This window comes from Novipirellula sp. (genome assembly GCF_041583735.1).
Taxonomy (GTDB): domain Bacteria; phylum Planctomycetota; class Planctomycetia; order Pirellulales; family Pirellulaceae; genus Novipirellula.
On record NZ_JBFHFD010000821.1, the window covers coordinates 1 to 3,260 of the forward strand.

The window sequence follows — 3,260 nt, forward strand, 5'->3', positions numbered from 1 at the left end:
CTCACTTGTCACCATCGCAACATCGGCTCCTGCCAACAGTACCTTGATCACATCCTCGCTGCTGGCGACTCCACCACTGGCGGCAAGCGACATCGCGGGGCAATGCGAATGGACTCGCATGATCGGATCGATCAATTGGATTGCGGATCCCGGCGAGGTCAAACTCCAAGTCGATTTCAGCTTCAAATTATCGAGACAAATATCGGTATCAGGGCCACGTCCGTACAACACAAAACCGCTGGCGCCTGAACAAACGCGTCGAGCAAGGTGAGGCAAACTGACACCAACACGCTCGATCTTGATGAACAACGGGATCGAGATCGCTTGATCAATCTCTTCGATTGCGGCGACAATGGAATCTTCGATTTCACCTGATCCAGCGTGCTCATCCAAGGGCGGGTGATGAACGTTCAATTCGATGGCCGCCGCATCCGCTTCTTGCAACTCGCCCGCGTAATCAAGCCAACCGTTGGCCGCGTAGCCGTTCATACTGGCGATCACCGGTATGTCCAACTGCGAACTTGCTCGTTTAAGTAATGCCAAGTAACTCTCCGCATCTCTGCAAGCAGATCGAATTCGCAACCGCTCGCTGCGTGCGAGCAACGCTTTTTCACGGTAGGTGATTGGACGTCCCATTTTCTGAGTCCATTCGATCACCTGTTCTTCGAATACCGAGGGTAACACGACGGCGCCGGCTCCCGCCGTTTGCAGCCTCGCTCGCATGTGATCATCAGTCAACAACGGGCACGCCCCCACGACAATCGGAGTACGTAACATCAGTCCGCCGTAGTGGGTCGATAGATCAATACTCATGGAAGCACCCGATTGATTAACAGAGGGAAGAGAATGATTCGAGGAGGAAAAAGCGAATGAGATGCCCCCGCCAGCGACCACCACACCGCGACAGAGGTGAATGCGATTTCAAACACGGGCAGCTACCTGGACTGGCGAAACGAATCCCGAAGGTTTGATGGCAAGCATGGAACAGCTGAGTTCGGAAAAAATGGAATCTGCCGTACTGCCCACTAAGGCGCCTGATACTCCGGTGCGACACACCGTTCCCATCACCATCAAATCGGCTTCGATCGTATCGGCTACACTGCGAATGACTTCGGACGGATCGCCACGATGCAGGTGGATTTGGATGCGATTATTGTCCGTCGATCCGGCCGGCAGCAATTCATCGAGCGCACGACGCACCTTGACCTGCTGAAGTTCCACCATTTGATCGATGGTTTCGTCGCCCATTCGCTTTCGCAAAGGACCTTCCATCCACAAGCCCCAAGCGGCGACAAGGTGCAATTGAGCCTGCTCGGCTCGTGCGATCGACAAAGCGAGTTCGAGAATATTGCGATTGAGTTTCTGATGGACATCGTCGTCGGCGTCTAAATCAACCGCAGCCAGGACGCGATCAAATTGCCCGTGTATTTCAGGTTTCAGTAGCCATACCGGACAGGGACACATCCGCAGCAGCGACCGTGCGACACTTCCAAACGCGCCCCCTGGAGCCGAAAGTCCATCGGCGTTTTTGATCACCAAGTCGATATCTGCCAATATTACTTGGCGGATAATTTCGGTCGCAGGATCGCCGGTGGCAACCACCAATTCAATCGGGACGGCCGTGTCGGCATATTCCGCTAACCGCGCCAGCAACGCGTGTTCATGGTCATTGACCATGATGTCTTGCAGTTCCTGCGAATCGGTCGCGTCGCCGACCATGACAATCCCTCTAGGGATTGGCTTGATCACATCCATAATCGTTAACGACGCTTCATTACGGATCGCCAAACTCACCGCTCTGGAAAGCGCCGCTTCGTTGGAATCCGTTCCGATGTAACACAATATTCGTTTGAAACGCTTCATAAAGACCGCTCCGGTCGAAGTTGATTCGTGGCTGTCGTTTACGCTATTACCGTCGGAGACTTTTCTGGCACGGGCTCGTCTTCCCGCACTTGATAGTTGCGAGCGATCCAGACACTGCATTCGGCGTGACGCAAGACATAACGCGAGGTGCTGCCCAGCAAAAAACGACTCACCCCGCTGCGTGACTTTTCGCCCACGACCACCATGTCGATGGCATTCCGCTCCGCAAATGTCACGATGCCTTCTCCGACATGCTCATTCTCGATTAGGTGAGTTTGCGTTTGGGACGAGACGGTGAGCAGTTGATCATGAGCTTGATTCAAATTTTCATGGTACTGCCGTACAATCTGAGAATCTTCGGGCAACACACCAAAGAAATCATGCAAGTACGAAGCGATCGACAACACATGAAATACCGTATCGCTACGCCAAGCAATTTCGGTCATCTCTCGCAGCGCCGCTTGCGCCGGCGCATCCACACCAAACGCCAAGCAAACGCGAAACCCTTGCTCGTATTCATGTCGCCCTGCACTCCGCACCACTAAAACGCTACAGTGGGCATGGGTTGCAACGTGATCACTTACACTGCCCAACAACATGCGACTGATCTGTGAACGTCCTTTGGCACCAACGACAATCAGATCCGCCCCCATGGCCTTAGCGGTATCGACAATCGTCTCGTTCGGAGATCCTGATTCGATTCGATGACGAACCGAGACGCTCGTGCCATCGAAGAGCGTCGAAATTTTGTCATAGTGGGCCACGGCATCCTTGCGGTCTTGATCACACGCCTTCTCATAGACATTGAGCAGCGGATCATCATCGTGCACCAACGGACGCTGAACCACACTTAGGATCGTCAAATCCCAGTGATTACGGTGTGGCAACGTCGAAACCCAGCGAGCGGCTTCGTCTGAAATGCTCGAACCATCTACAGCGAGCAGCACCTTATGCATCGGCGGTCTCCTTGGCTTGGCTTGGTTCAATTTAGCAAGCAACTAGAGTGCCAACCCACACCACAGACCGCCGCGATCGCTCGGATGCGTCCGAGTCGCTGTGGTGTCGCTAGGAATCGCCCCAAAGCGTGCGGATTAGCGCGTTTCAGTGATCCATAGCGGACACCTTGGGTGCCGGTCTCTCGTCCCTACGGGACGTATCGGCACGTCTCAGGAGAACGGTTTGGACGTGGATATCGAATCGAGTGGAATCGCCTCCGCTAAGCTTGCAAAACTGCAGGGCAACGTGTGGACCGTACGATTCGGCGGTACCCGCACCGCCTGACCACTGCGAGCCAAAACCAAGCCACGGCGGGTTTGGAGAGTAGAAACATGTTTCGAGAGCTGGCGTCTCGTCACATCCAAAGCATTGACCACCATTATTGCGCTGTCGGAGTCCGC

General features: G+C 54.3%; 3 protein-coding genes. All 3 read right to left on the bottom strand.

All coding sequences use genetic code 11. The annotated features are described in order from the left end of the window. The coding region (locus tag ABX962_RS33245; RefSeq protein ID WP_372725976.1) for a dihydroorotate dehydrogenase at positions 1 to 813 on the bottom strand (813 nt) is incomplete at its 3' end. A gap of 108 nt (positions 814 to 921) precedes the next feature. After that, the gene (locus ABX962_RS33250) at positions 922 to 1,863 is read right to left on the bottom strand and encodes a universal stress protein (protein ID WP_372725977.1); all 942 of its coding nucleotides are present in this window, start codon (positions 1,861 to 1,863) and stop codon (positions 922 to 924) included. A gap of 38 nt (positions 1,864 to 1,901) precedes the next feature. Then, positions 1,902 to 2,819 carry a universal stress protein gene (locus ABX962_RS33255; protein WP_372725978.1) on the bottom strand — a complete coding sequence of 306 codons (918 nt, stop codon included), beginning with the start codon at positions 2,817 to 2,819 and terminating at the stop codon, positions 1,902 to 1,904. Positions 2,820 to 3,260 lie beyond the last annotated feature (441 nt).

Bases quoted from the DNA above. Each gene is read 5' to 3' on its own strand.
- ABX962_RS33250 (WP_372725977.1), bottom strand. From the start codon at position 1,863: ATGAAGCGTTTCAAACGAATATTGTGTTACATCGGAACGGATTCCAAC.
- ABX962_RS33255 (WP_372725978.1), bottom strand. From the start codon at position 2,819: ATGCATAAGGTGCTGCTCGCTGTAGATGGTTCGAGCATTTCAGACGAA.